Below are 14,154 nucleotides of genomic sequence, written 5' to 3'. Positions count from 1 at the left end.
TCAGGCTTCCCCGCGCGCAAAATCCTCCAGCATTCCTGCATCCGCAGCAATGTCGAGGAACGAGAAGCGATTGCGCATCTCCCGGCAATGAACGACGGCTTCGCGATAGAAATCGGCCGGCGTGCCCAATTCGGCCGCTGAGACCGGGCCGCCGGTGGATTTCAGCAGGCGCTGCATCTCGTCGACAGGCAGCATGAATTGCTCGAGCTCCTGCCTGAGCGTCGGCCAGAGCTCCTGCAGCCGCTCGTTGAATGCGGCGGCGGCATTCTCGTCGAAGGCCTTCTTCTTCAATTCGTCGAGACATTGTGCGGCGACAGCCGGCCCCATGCGGCACACCATGTCGTCAGGATCGATCTTCGTCGCCTTCACCACCGGCGGCTTGTCGTTTGCAAGCATTGCTTGCTGCAACCGCGCCATGGTGAGTGAAGCGACGCCGACCTGGGTGCCGTGGAGCGTACCGGGGTGACGCTCGCCGGCGAAGCAGTCGATGTAGTGCGATATCTGATGCTCGCCCATCGAACCGTGATTGGAGACGCCGGTGAAGGAAATGCCGAGGCCGCATAGCGTCAGCACGCGGTAGAGATAGCCATTGGCCTCGATGTCGTGCTCGGCAAGCTTTGCCGCACGCTCGTTGAGCGCCGCCTCATCCTTTTCCTGGATGAGAAACGGTACCTGATGGTAGGCGGTGCCAAGCAGACGGTGCGACATCCACCAGTCGATCTGGGCGACCGAGCGGCAAAGGCAGTCACCGAACCCAGCCGCCGACAGATAGGTCGGAGCGGCGGCGGAGACGCCAAGATCGACGAAAAAACCCGATGGCGCGTGGGAGGGGAGCGACACCTTCAGGCCGCTTTCAAGTGTGATGGACGCGGTCGTCGATGTGTAGCCGTTCATGGAACCGGCCGTCCCGAACACGCAATAGCGCCGCTCATTCCTTCCGGTGACGAACTTGCAGAGATCGTTGATCGTGCCGGAACCGACCGCGACCACGGCATCCGCATCAGCGAGTTTGACGGCCAGGCTTTCGACATTGGCCATGTCGGCATGTGGGTGATCCAAAATCAGGACATCGACTGGGCCGAGCGTCTTCAGTTCGCGCGCAACGCGTTCGCCAAGCGCATCATAGGTCGCGGCATCGGCAACGACCGTGAACCGCTCACCCAGATCGAGCTCCGAAACAAGATCGGCCGCCCGCCCTTCGAGGCTCTCCTCGATGACAATCCGGTCATACGGCACCACAGCCTTTTTCCCGGTCTCCGGGCTGGTCCAGTTCCCGTCCAAAATGTCGTCGATCAATGTCGTCCAGGATCCGGCTGCCGGATTCGTCATGGCGTCCTCTTCTGGGGCAACTCTCTTATCGAGACGCAGACGCGCTGCGCGATCAAACAATAGTCACCTATCCCTGTCTTTTGTCAAGCATGCGCCCGCAACGCTTGACTTCGTTCTGCAAACCTGCGGAAAAAGGGGCATGAATGCCGATGCCGACATCGACCTGGTCCGCCCCTCTGGGCTCTCGGCACTGCCGTCCGAATTCGACAGCGCGGTGGCGTGGGCTGCCTGGCTCTACTATGTCGACCAGCTTAACCAGAGCGATGTGGCCAAGGTCATGAACGTCTCCAGGGCGAGCGTGGTAAACTATCTGCAAGAGGCGCGCGAAAGCGGACTCGTCGCCGTGCAGGTCGACCACGACGCTTTTGCCCGCACCTTGACCTCGCGGCGTCTCATGGAAAAATACGGGCTTCGCGGCGCGGCGGTTATCCCCGACCTCGATCCCAGCGATGCCGACCGCCGCATCGGCGAAGCGGCAGGACGGTTGCTCGCGTCCATGGTCGATCCGGGCGACACGATCGGCGTTGCCTGGGGAAAGACCGTGCTCGCCGCCGCCCGCTCGATCCCACGACTGCGGCATAACAGGAACCTCACCGTCGTCCAGCTCTCGGGAAGCTCGATCGGCACCAGCGATTTCTCGCCGGAATTCTGCACCTCGCTGATGGCCAATCGGCTCGGTGCCCGCTGCATCAACCTGCTTGCCCCGGCGATCGTCTCCACCGACGAGCTGCACGACGAACTCATGCAGGAGCCGATGCTCGTCAACCAGTTCCGCATGATACATGCCGCCGGCAAGGTGATCTTCGGGATCGGCGATATCGGGCCGGAGAGCACCTATGCCCGAGCCGGGATATCGGATGCCGCCGCACTTGCCGGCATGATCGAGCAGGGAGCGCTCGGGGTCATCATCGGGCGGTTCATCGACGCTCAAGGGGCCGCTTTCGCAACGCCGCTCGATGGACGCACCGTCGGCATCACACTCGACGAACTGAAAGCGGTGCCCGTCCGCATCTGCGCGGCCGGTGGCGCCCGCAAGATCGGGGCGATCAGGGCTGGGCTCGGCGGCGGATACGCGACACATTTCGTCACCGACCTGGCCACCGCGAACATTCTCTTGGAATAGCCAGACTCGGCGAAACTCATCGTCTCGGGAGGACAATCATGGGCAGCAGCGACGGACCTCTTGTCGTCGGCCTCGACAGTTCCACGCAATCCTGCAAGGCGATTGCCTGGAGCCGGGACGGACGAGCCGTGGCGGAAGGCCGCGCGCCGCTCGATCTGATGAAGCCGAGGCCGGACTATGTCGAGCAGGAGGTCACCGACTGGTGGCAGGCCGCAACGGCGGCGCTGCGACAGCTCGTCGGCGCGGTCGATGCGAAACGCATCGCCGGTATCGCCATCTCCAACCAGCGCGAGACCGTTGCCCTCATCGACGGCGCCGGCGAGCCGATCGGACCCGCGAGCCTGTGGCTCGACGAGCGCGCCGCCGGGCTGGTCGACCGTTTCGCGGCTGAGATCGGCCGTGAGCGGCTGCACGCTATCACCGGCAAGCCGATCGACGTGACACCGGTCGTCTACCGCCTGAAATGGCTGCGCGAGAACGAGCCGAAGCGGTTGGACCATGCTGACAAAATCCTCGACGTGCATGGCTATCTGACGCTGAGACTGACAGGAATGCCGAGTGCGAGCTGGACGAGCGCCGATCCGTTCGGCCTCTTCGATATCTCGCGCAAGGCATGGTCGCAGCCGATCCTCGATCACCTTGGCATCAAGCCGTCGCAACTTCCCAATGCGGTGCGGTCCGGCACGCGGGTCGGGACCGTTCATGCCGCGGCCGCCGCGGCAACGGGCCTCGCCGAGGGGACGCCGGTGATTGCCGCCGGCGGCGATGGGCAATGCGCCGGGCTCGGCGTCAATGCCATGCGCGACGGCGTCGTCTATCTCAACCTCGGAACTGCGATCATCGCGGGAATCTGGTCGCGGGAACCGGTGGTCGGCGCCTTCTGGCGTACCATGACGTCGCCGACAGGCGATGGCTATTTCCTCGAGGCTGTGCAGCGGGCGGGCGTCTATTTCGTCAACTGGTTCGTCGACACGTTTGTCGGCGGACGCTCCGATCCGGCGATCTTCGACCGCCTGGAGCGGGAAGCGGCGGCCGTCCCGATCGGCTCGGACGGACTTCTCGCCGGCACCACCCTGGTTGGCTGCATGGACCCGCATTGGGATCCGAGCGCTCGCGCGAGCTTCATCGGCATGCATCCCTCGCACACGCTCGGCCACTTTTATCGTGCGGGGCTCGAGGCGATGACGCTGCAAACAGCCCGGGCCCTCGAAGAGATGCGCAGCCATGGCCTTTCGCCGGCGCAAATGGTGGCGATCGGCGGCGGCGCCAACAGCAGGCTTTGGACAAAGATGATCGCGGACGCAACCGGGATCTCGATCCATAAGGGTCACAATGCTGAAGCCTCCTCCCTCGGCGCAGCCATCAGCGCCGCGGTCGGAGTCGGGTGGTTCGAGAGTTTTGCTCAGGCCGCGGACGCCATGACGAGCATCACCGAGACAATCGAACCGGACCCACGCGACCGCGAAGCATGGGACGCGCTGTCGGCCAGGCAGGCCAAGGTCTTCCCCGCGACCCAGTTCGCCTGGCGGAATTGAGACCAGCGCGGGCGCTACACCTGCTTCAACCCACCCACCGCCTGCTGATAGACATCAGGCTTGAAGCCGACGAGGATGCGGTCGCCAAGATCGAGGACCGGCCGCTTGATCATCGTCGGTTTGGCCAGCATCAGCGCCTTGGCCTTCTTCCCGTCGAGGCTCGTCTTGTCCCTGTCCGACAGTTCGCGAAACGTCGTGCTCGCCTTGTTGAGCAGGATTTCCCAGCCGACCTTGCCGGACCAGCCGTCGAGCCGCTCCGCTTCCAGGCCTTCGACCCTGTAGTCGTGAAACCGATAGGCGACATCATGGCTCTCCAGCCAGGTACGCGCCTTCTTGATCGTATCGCAATTGGTGATGCCGTACATCGTGATGGTCAAAATCGGGGTCCCTCGGACTGATAGAAAACTCGAATCTGACGGCACCCTAAAACCGCGCCTCTCCCTTTGCCAGCTGCTTGCCTGCATCTCCAAATTTTCGGGCTTGCCAATACTAAGGTATTTTCCTAAGTATGTACGATACAGCTTTTAGCCAATGCGCGGAATCGATCTATGACTAGTCTGCAGTCCGCAAGTCCGAGCTTACCACCGATCGACGGCATCTTCCGGGCGCTTTCCGATCCGACGCGCCGCCGTGTCGTCGAGCGACTGAACAGAAGCCCTGCCTCGGTCAGCGAGCTTGCCCAACCATTCGACATGGCCCTGCCCTCCTTCGTCGAGCATCTCAAGGTGCTGGAAGGTTGCGGGCTGGTGCTCTCCGAAAAGGCCGGTCGCGTCAGAACCTACCGGCTCGCGCCCGAACCGCTGAAGCTCGCGGAAAACTGGCTGGCCGAACAACGCGCGCTGTGGGAGCGCCGCCTCGACCAGTTCGACGCCTACGTCATGACACTCAAGGAGAAAGACATATGAGCCCGGCGCCGCTGTTCAAACCCGATCCGAAACTCGACCTCGTTCTCGAACGCGTTGTCGATGCGCCGCGAGAACTGCTCTGGACCGCCTACACCAAACCCGAGCACGTCCGCCAATGGTTCACGCCCAAGCCGTGGATCATCACCGATTGCGAGATCGATCTCAGGCCCGGCGGCCTGTTCAGGACCCGCATGCAATCGCCTGATGGCAGGCAAGTCAACGACCGGCGTTGCTGCTACCTCGACATCGTGCCGAACGAGCGGCTGGTGTGGACCGATGCACTGCTGCCTGGCTATCGCCCGTCGGGGGATCCGTTCATCACCGCGGTCATATCCTTCCACCCGGAAGGCAAGGCGACGCGCTACACCGCGACCGCTATTCACCGCGACGAAGCCACGCGCAATAACCACGAGGAGATGGGCTTCTACGACGGCTGGGGCACGGTGCTCGACCAGCTTGCGGAGTATGTGAGGACGATTTGATATGCTGGCATGGCTGCCAGGGCCTCGTCCTGGCAGCCATGCCTGTTTTCAAACCATGTGGCGAAGTGAGCAGGCTCCGGAAGGGCTGGCCGGGCTTCAATAATAGAAGCGCTCTTCGCTGATCTTGTCGTTCTTGACCGTATAGACGCCAACCTCGTCCATGGAGGCGCGCTGGCCGGTCGCCTTAGGCGTCACGTCAAACGTGAAGCGCAATGCGAACTGGTCGCCATTGACATAGGGACCCTCGACAGAGCCGCCATGAACGTCGTGGTTCTCTTGCCACCACTGACCCTTCTGCTTGACGGCCTCCTTGCCGCGGCAAATGGCCATCGGCCCTTCCATCGCTTCGTAGCTGACGATGTCGTCGGCATTGTATTTCGCGGCAGCGCTTTCGCTGTCGCCCCGCTTGAGGAGCTCCGTGAAATCCTTGGCGATTTCGGTAGTGGTCATGACTTCCTCCTTTTCCAGACGCATTCCAAGTAGGGTACCGCCTGGCGGCCTGCCATCGGTGATCCGCCAGCCAGCTGACAATCCATGTCAGGATCATCGCGGCTGGAGAATTACGACGCGGTGATCAAAGGCCAACGATCCAGATCCCGGTAGATCGTCAGACCGCGCAAGCTGTGAATAAGAATGAACTCCCTTGCCACAAAACTGATTGCATCGATGGGCTGCCTGGGAACGAATTTCCCATCATAGGCAAGGGTCATATGCGGAACAAAATGGTCTGCCGACTTGAGGCCGTTTGACTTCATCGCAATGCCAATCAGTCGACTGAGTTCGCAGACCGGCCCACTGTCGGCCAAAAGCACAAACGGACGAGACGGCGGGCTCCCCCTCGCCGCTGGGCGACCTGGGAAACTTGCGGCATGATGAAACGCGACTTCAAACGCCGGCATCTCAACCCGTCGACCGGACCGCCTTGCCGCGAATTCGGTGTTCGATCGAAGCCTCTTATAGTCGCCTACATGCTGCAGGCTGACGTGAAAACGCTCCTTTAATAACAGCGAACCAGTTATCCCATTGATATCGCAGAGTTGCCTCTGCAGTGTCCAAAATTCGGATCGGTATTTCACTTCCAACAGCAACGCAAAGAACACGCGATCCGGCAACTTTGGCTGCTTCGGCGGCGGTGGGATGCCGAAATCAAACTCTTGCTGCCGATACATCCGTACTCGTTCGGCCGAGGAACGCTCCTGTTAAAGTCTCTGACAAGAACAAATCAGGAACAAACTTGAGAGTCAAGCGTGGAATGGGTCGACGCTCTTCAGAGTGGTCAATAGCAGCCGCGCTCGATGGCGAGGCGACGCACCAGCGCCAGCACGCTGTCGATGGTGGGCGTCGGCTGGCCGGTCAGCCGGCCGAGTTCCTGCACCGCCGTCACCAGCGCGTCGATCTCCATGGGACGGCCGCGCTCCAGATCCTGCAGCATCGAGGTCTTGTGCTCGCCGACGTCGGCGGCCCCCTTGATGCGCCGGTCGACCGCTATCGGGAAACGGACGCCAAGGCTTTCGCCGATCGCCTGCGCCTCCAGCATCATGGCGCGGGCAAGCGTACGGGTTGCCTCGTCGGCAGCGATTGCCGCAAGCGTGCTGCCGGTCAGCGCGGAAATCGGGTTGAAGGAGAGATTGCCCCACAGCTTGATCCAGATTTCGCTGCGAATGTCGTCGCGAACAGGCGCCTGCAGCCCCGCCGCAACCATCTCCTCGGCAAGCCGCGTGACGCGTTCGCTCTTCTCCCCCGAAGGCTCGCCAAGCGAGAAGCGTTTTCCCTCGATATGGCGGACCAGGCCGGGCGCATCCACCTCGGCCGCGGGATAGACGACCGAGCCGATGACGCGATCCGGCCCAAGCCGGTCCCAGATCACGCCACCGGGATCCACTGCTTGCAACCGCGTGCCTTCGAGCGAGCCGCCGATCTTGTGGAAATACCACCACGGCACGCCATTCTGCATGGTGACGACGGCCGTCCCCTCGCCCAGCAGCGGCGCGATCTGGTCGAGCGCCGGTGCGAGCGAATGGGCCTTGAGCGCCAGCACGACATAGTCCTGGACGCCTAGCTCCTCAGCCCGCGCGGCAGCCCTGACAGAGGCGACGGATTCATGACCGTCCTCGATCAGGCGGAGGCCGTTCGCCCTGATCGCGTCGAGATGCCCGCCGCGCGCCACGATCGAAAGATCGACCCGGCCGGCCACGGCAAGTTTGGCCGCGAAATAGCCACCGATCGCGCCGGCGCCAAAGACTGTGATCCGCATCGTCAACTGAGACCGAGTTTGGTCGCGAGACCGATGCGCTGCAGCTTGCCCGTCGCGCCCTTCGGGATTTCGTCAAGGATCAGGACAATGCGTGGCACCTTGAAGTCGGCAAGCCGCATCGCGGCAAAGCTGCGGATGTCGCCTTCGGTGGCGGCCATGCCCTCGCGCAGCACGATCGCGGCAGCGACCTCCTCGCCGAGCTTGTCGTGCGGCGTGGCGAAGGTGACGACCTGCGCCACCGCCGGATGATCCATCAGCACGTCGTCGACCTCGAGCGGCGAGATCTTCTCGCCGCCGCGGTTGATGATCTCCTTGAGCCGGCCGGTGACGCGCAGGTAGCCATCGTCGTCGAGTACGCCCTGGTCGCCGGTATGAAACCAGCCATGCGCGAAGGCCGTGGCATTGGCGTCCGGATTCTTCTCATAGCCCGCGGTCACATTGGGTCCGCGAATGACGATCTCGCCGGTCTCACCCGGCTTCAGCAATTGCCCGTCGAGCGCCATCACCGCCACCTCCGGCCCGGCAGCCGCGCCGACGCTGCCCGGCTTGCGCAGGCCCGGCGGCAGCCGGTTCGAGGCCATCTGGTGCGCGGCTTCCGTCATGCCGTAGGATTCGATCACCGGGCAGCCGAAGGTCGCCTCGAGCTCGGCCATCACCTGCGGCGGCAGCGACGCCGAGGACGAACGGATGAAGCGCAAGGGCGCCGCCGCCAGCGCATCGGCATTGCGCGCCGCCCGCGGCAGTATCGCCTGATGCATGGTCGGCACCGCCGTGTACCAGCTCGGCCGCGCCTCGCTCAGCCAATGGAAGAAGCGCAGCGCGTTGAAACCCGGCGTGCAGAAGACGCTGCCGCCGGCGGCGAGCGAGGACAGCACCGCCGCGATCAGCCCATGGATGTGGAACAGCGGCATGATGTTGAGGCAGCGATCGCCGGCCGTCAGGTCGAGCGTCGCGCCGATATGGGCGGCCGAAGCGGCAAGATTGGCATGGCTGAGCGGCACCAGCTTGGGCCGCGACGTGGTGCCGGACGTGTGCAGCAACAATGCAATGTCGCCATCCTCTGCCAAGCCGGACAAAACAGACGGGCCAACCGGTTTGGCTTCGATGCCGAAGCCGCCGGCCGGCGCGCCTCCCTGCGCGACGAGCCTCAGCACTGCTATGCCGAGGCGCTCGGCGACGGCCACTGCGGGGCCAGTTTCGCCTTCGGCAACGAGGATCGCCTTTGCGCCGATATCGCTGAGATAAAAATCGAGCTCGTCGGCCCGGTAGGCCGGGTTAAGCGGCGCGGTCGACGCCGCCGCGGCCACCGCGACGAAGGCCGTCGCCATCTCCGGCCCGTTCGGCAGCACGATGGCCACCCGGTCGCCACGGCCGAGGCCGAGCGCATTGAGCCGCGCAGCCGTTTCGGAGATCAGGCGGCGCAGTCCGCCATGGGTGAGCGTGATCCGGTCAGGTGCCGAAATCGCCGGCGCGTCGTCCGCTCCAGCAGCAAGCTGTTCAACGATCGACGCTTCAGACAACGCGAACCTCTATGTCGCCGACGCCATCGATATGACCGCGAAGAACATCACCGCGCGTGACCGCTCCGACGCCGGCCGGCGTGCCGGAGAGAATGATATCCCCGGCATCAGTGTGAAAAGCCCTGACAGATAACTGATCATTTCCGAAACTTTCCAAATCATCTGGTTGAGGTCGCCGGTCTGTTTTCGCTCGCCATTGACGTCCAGCCAAATCGCTCCCTGGCCGGGATGGCCGATCGAGCTTGCCGGAACCAATGGCGTGCATGGCGCCGATGCCTCGAAAGCCTTGCCGACTTCCCATGGACGGCCCATGTCCTTCGCCTTACCTTGCAGGTCGCGCCGCGTCATGTCGAGACCTACGCCATAACCGAACACGCAGTCCAGAGCCTTTTCGACCGGGATATCCGTACCGCCGCTTTTCAGCGCCACGACCATCTCGATCTCGTGGTGGACATCGTTGGAGGCCGGGGGATACGGAAATTCTCCTGTCGTATCGAGGTTGTCGGGGTTCTTCTGGAAGAAGAACGGCGGCTCCTTGTTGGGGTCGTGTCCCATCTCGACCGCATGCGCGGCATAGTTGCGCCCGACGCAATAGACCCGATGCACCGGGAATAACTTGTCGGTTCCCGCCACCGGGATGCTTGGGATCGCGGCCGGTTCGATGACGTAGCTTGAGGTCGTGCCGTGCATGTTCACTGTCTTGCTCCTGCATAATATTCGACTTTGGCTTCGGCCCGTTCGATCAATTCGGCAATCAGCAGGGCGAAGGCAAAAAGGATGATGGTAAGGGCCCAGAATTCGGCCATGCGGAAATTTCGCGAGAAGGTCTCGAACAGCGCACCGTAACCGACGATGGCGACGAGCAACTGGCCGATGACGACGCCCTTGACGCCGCGGATGAGGCCGAGGCGGATGCCGGCAAGGATTTCCGGAAGCGCCGCCCAAAGGATGATCTTGGTATAAAGCGCGGCGCGCGATGCGCCATAGGAACGCGCCATCTCGATCAGCGACGGCGAGATATGGCGGACCCCGGCGCGGGTGTCGAGAACGATGATCCAGATGGCAAACAGGAAGACCGCCGCAACGATCGTCTTCTCGCCGAAGCCGAACAGGATCATCAGCACCGGGACGATCGCCGAGAGCGGCGCGCTTGAAAAGATGTTGACCCACATGCCGAGCAGGTCGTCGGCGATCTTGACGCGTCCCATCAAGATGCCCAGTGGCACGCCGATGACGATCGACAGGGCCATGCCCGTGGCGAAGGCGCGAAGGGTCGTGACCGTGGCGCTCTGCCAGGACGGGGTCTGCACCAGATCGACCGCTGCAGCCAGCACCTCGCTAAACGGCGGCAGCATGAAGACAAGGTCTAGCCGGCCGACGATTTCCCATACGACGCACCAGACGAGCAGGGACGCCATCATTGGTACACGGTAACCGAACAAGGTCATTACAGATCATTCCACATACTGCTTCAGCCCCTGCCATATCTCCTCGACGGTATCGAGATAATGCCTGTCGCGGTGAATGCGCTCCGGATCGCCGGAGCGGTCGATTGCCGGTTCGATGATCTGCGAAACCCGACCAGGTCTCGGTGACAGCAACACGATGCGGTCGGAGATGTAGACCGCCTCCTCGATCGAGTGCGTCACGAAGATAAAGGTCTTGTTCTGGTTGGTGCGCAGCCGGATCAGGTCTTCCTGGAACTTGCGCCGGTTCTGCTCGTCGACCGCCGAAAACGGCTCATCGAGGAGCAGGACGTCGGCATCGACCGACAGTGCCCGCGCCAGGCCGACGCGCTGACGCATGCCGCCCGACAGTTCGTGGGGATATTTGTCCTCGAAGCCGGCGAGGCCCACCTCGGCGATATAGCCGCGAGCGATCTCTTCGCGTTCGGCCCTGTTCGTGCCGCGCAATTCCAGCCCGAAGGCCACGTTGCGTGTCACGGTCGCCCAAGGCATCAGCGCGAAGTCCTGGAACACGAAAGCGCGTTCGGGGCCTGGTGCGCTGACGCGCTTGCCGTTGATCGCGACGGTTCCGCCATCGGCCCGTATCAGCCCCGCTATGATCTTCAACAGCGTCGTCTTTCCGCAACCGCTGGGTCCGAGAAGGCTGGTCAGCTTGCCCCTGGGAAAGTCGAGATCGATGCCGCGCAACGCCTCGACATTGCCGTAGGCCTTGGAAATGCCTCTCACTTCCACGATTGAATCGATCGGTGCGGGAACCGGCGACGGCCCGTTTCGCAATGCGGTCGCGCCCATCTTATGCACCTCTACTCTCGGGCCTGAAAACACGGACTTCCACCCACTGCAGAAAGACGAGCGTCAGGGTGGAAAGCGCAATGATCGAGGCAATTGTTGCATACATCTCGGCATAGTCTGCGCGCGAGCGGTGGAACGTGATGAGGTCGCCGATGCCGGTGGGGGTGATCAGCAGTTCGGCGAGCACCACGCCGACGAAACCGGCCGCGACGCCGAGGCGCAAACCGGCAAAGATCACCGGGCTGGCGTCGGGAAGAATGATCTTGGCGACGGTCTGCCAACGTGTACCCAGGAACGATCGGCACATGACGAGCAGCGACTCGTTGACGTTGCGCACGGCCTTGTAGGTGTTGAGCACGATCACCGGCAGCGCAAGGATCATGACGGCGAGCGTCTTGGCGGTCATGCCGATCCCGTAGACGAAGGTGACCATCGGAATGAAGGCGGCGACGGGCGCTGCCTGAAGCACGATGAACACCGGGATCATCAGCCATTCGCCGGTGCGCCACAGGCCACAGATCGTGCCGAGGCCGACACCCAGGAACGCCGACAGGACGACGCCGAGCACCAGCGGCTGCAGCGTCGACAGGTAGGCGGTTGCCAGGCTCCCGTCGGCGAGCAATCCGAAAAACGCGACGATCGTGTCGAAAAAGGTCGGGAAGGCGAAGCTGACGGGAATGCGCCCGGCCACCTCCCAAATTCCGGCGAACAGCGCGATCGACACAAGCCTGAGGATGATCGGCTGGTCCCACGATGCGTCCGTAGCGCTGCGACCGGAAGGCGAAGCGAGGCCTGCAGCCTCGCCGTCGGTTCTAATGCTTACGGCCATTCGGCAGGCCGCCTATTTCTTGCCGAGCTTGGCGACAGCGCGATCGAGCGCCGAGACATCCCAGAAGTCCTCGACCTTGAGGCTCGCTGGGTCGCCTTCGATCTGGCCGGCAAGGCTGAAGAAGGCAAAGTCGTCGGCGGCCGCATCCGCTCCGCCGCCATTCAAAGCAAGGCCGCCGGCTTCCGCGGTTTCCTTGTAGTATTCGGTGATCTCGGTATCCGCTTCCGCACCGAGGTCCGGCAGCAATTTGTACTTGTTGCGGAATTCGACCGCCACAGCCGGGTTCTCGGTTATTTCCCGCGCGGTCTTCATCAGTTCCTCGACCAGGATGTCGACGTCGGCGGCGTTGTTCTTCAGATAGTCCGCCGTCGCGAAAAGCGCTTCGTCCGAGGCGCCGAGATCCTCGACCGGCAAGACGACGAACTTGCCGGGGGCTTCGGCCTCAAGCGCGCGCCTGTTGGCGGCATCAACGATCGACGCCTTCAGCGTCCCCTGGAGCAGCGCATTGCGGCGAACCTCGGAACCCGGGACATAGCTGATGTTGCCGAGCTTGATGCCGTGGTTCTTCGCCATCAGGAGCATGACCGCCTCGGTACCGGAGCCGCGCGCTTGAACGGCGACTTCCTGCCCGTCGAGATCCTTCCATTCCTTGTAGAATTCGCCGTTGACGACAGGAAAGAAGCGCAGCGTCGATATCTGCGCAAAGATGCGGATCGGCACGCCCACCTTCTGGATCAGCGTATAGGGCGCCCCGATGCCGACATCGGCCTGGCCGCCGACAATCGCCTGCGCAGCCAGATCCTCGTCATTGAGAACGATGAGTTCGACATTCACGCCGCGCTCCTTGGCGCGCTCTATGGCGGCGAGCGTCTGGATGGATTCGATCCCGGGAAGGTCGCCGAATGCGATGCGCATGTCGCCCGCACTTGCGGCCGAAAAGGGCGCCGCACTTGCCAGAACCGCAGCGAAAGCGGCGGCAAGGATGGTACGTCTGGATACGCTGGCCATTTGTCATTCCTCCCGTTTCTTGTAACCATTACCTTAATTGGTTAAGCCTCTGGATCGGATTGGTCAAGGAGAAAACTGCGCCACGCCGACCGTATGTACCAGAAGACTTGCCAGTTGACGGTTTCTGCCAATCGTTTTAACACCAGCAAAAGGAATCAATACGCGAATTGGTTAAATTGATGGACGATCCCGGCAATGGCGGCCACGCCGCCCTGGTTCAGCTTCAGGCCTACCTTGCCCAGATGGACCATTCTGGGGAAACCCGGCTGCCTGCGGAGCGGGAATTGTCCGAGAGCCTCGGCGTATCGCGCGGCGATCTGCGCAAGGCGCTGGCGGTGCTCGAGAAGGACGGCCGCATCTGGCGTCACGTCGGCAGGGGCACCTTCGTCGGCAGCGGGCCGGTCGAGGAGACGATCGGCATTTCCGAAATCGCCGGGCGCACGAATCCGGCCGACGTGATGCGCGCGCGCCTCATCATCGAGCCCGAGATCGCGCGCGAGGCGGCGCTGCACGCCACGCTTTCCGATATCGCAGCGATGCGGCAATCGCTGGTGCAGACGCGGGAAGCCGGCACATGGCGGCAATACGAGAATATCGACAATCTGCTCCACCGGCAGATTGCGCAGGCGAGTCGCAACAATGTGCTGCTCGGCCTGTTCGATGTCCTGAACGCGGTGCGCCGGACCGTGGTCTGGGGACGCCTTCGCTCAGAGGGCGCCCGCCCTCCTGCAGACCATCACAGCTTCGCCGACCATGAACGGATCGTCGAAGCGATAGCCGAGCGCGACCTGGGAGGCGCGGCCGCGGCGATGCGCCTGCATCTCCAACAGGTCGAGCGGCGCTTGATCCCTGTCCGCGAAGCCGCCGAATAGTTTCGGATTGGCCACACTACAGCGCCGCGGTCGTTTCGG

At 62.9% G+C, this 14,154-nt stretch carries 15 protein-coding genes and 1 pseudogene; 5 read left to right on the top strand and 11 right to left on the bottom strand.

The genetic code is table 11. The features are described 5' to 3' along the window. Positions 1 to 1,329 carry a sn-glycerol-1-phosphate dehydrogenase gene (locus EJ066_RS16040; protein WP_126039524.1) on the bottom strand — a complete coding sequence of 443 codons (1,329 nt, stop codon included), beginning with the start codon at positions 1,327 to 1,329 and terminating at the stop codon, positions 1 to 3. A gap of 139 nt (positions 1,330 to 1,468) precedes the next feature. Here EJ066_RS16040 and EJ066_RS16035 point away from each other — a divergent pair, with 139 nt between their 5' ends. Then, a complete protein-coding gene (locus tag EJ066_RS16035) occupies positions 1,469 to 2,452 on the top strand; it encodes a sugar-binding transcriptional regulator (protein WP_126039521.1) in 984 nt (327 codons plus the stop codon). 38 nt (positions 2,453 to 2,490) lie between these two features. Further along, positions 2,491 to 3,987 (top strand): FGGY-family carbohydrate kinase, encoded by a 1,497-nt coding sequence (locus EJ066_RS16030; RefSeq protein ID WP_126039518.1) that lies wholly within the window; start codon positions 2,491 to 2,493, stop codon positions 3,985 to 3,987. A gap of 14 nt (positions 3,988 to 4,001) precedes the next feature. Here the strand turns inward: EJ066_RS16030 and EJ066_RS16025 are convergent, their stop codons facing one another. Then, positions 4,002 to 4,364, bottom strand: a complete 363-nt coding sequence (locus EJ066_RS16025) for an ArsC family reductase (protein ID WP_126039515.1) — start codon at positions 4,362 to 4,364, stop codon at positions 4,002 to 4,004. 171 nt (positions 4,365 to 4,535) lie between these two features. Here EJ066_RS16025 and EJ066_RS16020 point away from each other — a divergent pair, with 171 nt between their 5' ends. After that, entirely contained in the window at positions 4,536 to 4,892 is a 357-nt protein-coding gene (locus EJ066_RS16020; RefSeq protein WP_126039513.1) for a metalloregulator ArsR/SmtB family transcription factor, read from the top strand. Then, on the top strand, positions 4,889 to 5,374 hold the full coding sequence (locus EJ066_RS16015) for an SRPBCC family protein (RefSeq protein WP_126039510.1): 486 nt from the start codon (positions 4,889 to 4,891) through the stop codon (positions 5,372 to 5,374). Before EJ066_RS16020 ends, EJ066_RS16015 begins: the two co-directional genes overlap by 4 nt. A 96-nt stretch (positions 5,375 to 5,470) precedes the next feature. On the opposite strand, the gene EJ066_RS16010 is transcribed toward EJ066_RS16015, so the two are convergent. The 9 genes and pseudogenes from EJ066_RS16010 to EJ066_RS15970 all read right to left on the bottom strand — a co-directional run bounded on the left by EJ066_RS16010 (position 5,471) and on the right by EJ066_RS15970 (position 13,243). Beyond that, positions 5,471 to 5,824 carry a nuclear transport factor 2 family protein gene (locus EJ066_RS16010; RefSeq protein ID WP_126039507.1) on the bottom strand — a complete coding sequence of 118 codons (354 nt, stop codon included), beginning with the start codon at positions 5,822 to 5,824 and terminating at the stop codon, positions 5,471 to 5,473. Positions 5,825 to 5,934: 110 nt separating this feature from the next. Beyond that, positions 5,935 to 6,543 carry a 2'-5' RNA ligase family protein gene (locus EJ066_RS16005; RefSeq protein ID WP_126039504.1) on the bottom strand — a complete coding sequence of 203 codons (609 nt, stop codon included), beginning with the start codon at positions 6,541 to 6,543 and terminating at the stop codon, positions 5,935 to 5,937. A 107-nt stretch (positions 6,544 to 6,650) separates the two neighbouring features. Next, positions 6,651 to 7,628, bottom strand: a complete 978-nt coding sequence (locus EJ066_RS16000; protein ID WP_126039501.1) for a 2-dehydropantoate 2-reductase — start codon at positions 7,626 to 7,628, stop codon at positions 6,651 to 6,653. 2 nt (positions 7,629 to 7,630) lie between these two features. Continuing rightward, positions 7,631 to 9,148, bottom strand: a complete 1,518-nt coding sequence (locus EJ066_RS15995) for an acyl--CoA ligase (protein WP_126039498.1) — start codon at positions 9,146 to 9,148, stop codon at positions 7,631 to 7,633. Continuing rightward, positions 9,141 to 9,838: pseudogene (locus tag EJ066_RS15990) on the bottom strand (fumarylacetoacetate hydrolase family protein). The gene EJ066_RS15995 and the pseudogene EJ066_RS15990 overlap by 8 nt, the downstream one beginning before the upstream one ends. Before the next feature lie 2 nt (positions 9,839 to 9,840). Continuing rightward, positions 9,841 to 10,596 carry an ABC transporter permease subunit gene (locus EJ066_RS15985; RefSeq protein WP_126039496.1) on the bottom strand — a complete coding sequence of 252 codons (756 nt, stop codon included), beginning with the start codon at positions 10,594 to 10,596 and terminating at the stop codon, positions 9,841 to 9,843. Between the two features lie 6 nt (positions 10,597 to 10,602). Then, positions 10,603 to 11,406: an ABC transporter ATP-binding protein gene (locus tag EJ066_RS15980; protein ID WP_126039494.1), complete on the bottom strand. Its 804-nt coding sequence runs from the start codon at positions 11,404 to 11,406 to the stop codon at positions 10,603 to 10,605. A 1-nt stretch (position 11,407) separates the two neighbouring features. Continuing rightward, complete coding sequence (locus EJ066_RS15975; RefSeq protein WP_126039491.1) at positions 11,408 to 12,235, bottom strand: ABC transporter permease; 828 nt, start codon at positions 12,233 to 12,235, stop codon at positions 11,408 to 11,410. Positions 12,236 to 12,247: 12 nt separating this feature from the next. Next, positions 12,248 to 13,243 carry an ABC transporter substrate-binding protein gene (locus tag EJ066_RS15970; protein ID WP_126039488.1) on the bottom strand — a complete coding sequence of 332 codons (996 nt, stop codon included), beginning with the start codon at positions 13,241 to 13,243 and terminating at the stop codon, positions 12,248 to 12,250. A gap of 179 nt (positions 13,244 to 13,422) precedes the next feature. On the opposite strand from EJ066_RS15970, the gene EJ066_RS15965 reads away from it, so the two are divergent. Beyond that, complete coding sequence (locus tag EJ066_RS15965) at positions 13,423 to 14,115, top strand: FCD domain-containing protein (RefSeq protein WP_126043905.1); 693 nt, start codon at positions 13,423 to 13,425, stop codon at positions 14,113 to 14,115. The last annotated feature ends 39 nt before the right edge of the window (positions 14,116 to 14,154 follow it).

Origin of the sequence: Mesorhizobium sp. M9A.F.Ca.ET.002.03.1.2, from assembly GCF_003952365.1 — a bacterium.
GTDB lineage: Bacteria > Pseudomonadota > Alphaproteobacteria > Rhizobiales > Rhizobiaceae > Mesorhizobium.
This window is presented reverse-complemented; position numbering and strand designations above follow the sequence as displayed.